The organism is Pseudomonas tremae (genome assembly GCF_001401155.1).
In the GTDB taxonomy this organism is placed as follows: domain Bacteria; phylum Pseudomonadota; class Gammaproteobacteria; order Pseudomonadales; family Pseudomonadaceae; genus Aquipseudomonas; species Aquipseudomonas tremae.
In genome coordinates this window covers 1-400 of the sequence record NZ_LJRO01000062.1, presented here as the reverse complement: position 1 = coordinate 400, position 400 = coordinate 1, and the positions used below count along the sequence as shown (strand labels likewise).

Below are 400 nucleotides of genomic sequence, written 5' to 3'. Positions count from 1 at the left end.
CTACAGGATCGACTTGCCAGCTAGCAGCCTCTCCGAGGAACGCAAGGCCAGCATGGAGGCGAGAATACGTCTTGGTCTGGACCAACTGGCCTGCAAGGAACCGCAGTTGCTGGCTATGATGCGCAGGTTCAAGTTTCACCAGGAGCATAGCTACCTGGCCAGGGACAGCACGCTCTTTTCCATTGAACTTCACCCTGAACAGTTGAGCTGCCCAGGGTGAAGCCGATAATGGGAGCCGTCGCTCGTTCTTCGCCTCACGCCATTCCCTGAACCGCAAGCGTTCAGCAACTCCGTCTTGCATGACTGAAACGGCATCCGCTTATGCGGCAGCAGTTGATCAACTTCACTCGGCTGCGGCGTCGGTAGGTATGTGAGGACATCCTTCAGATAAGTGTACGGA

Annotated in this window: 2 pseudogenes; one reads left to right on the top strand and one right to left on the bottom strand. The window is 56.0% G+C overall.

Features of this window, described 5'->3' with window-relative positions:
- Positions 1 to 220 (top strand): annotated as a pseudogene (locus tag ALO43_RS31100) (hypothetical protein); the annotation flags it as partial.
- A gap of 98 nt (positions 221 to 318) precedes the next feature.
- Here the strand turns inward: ALO43_RS31100 and ALO43_RS32325 are convergent.
- Positions 319 to 400, bottom strand: a pseudogene (locus ALO43_RS32325) (transposase domain-containing protein); the annotation flags it as partial.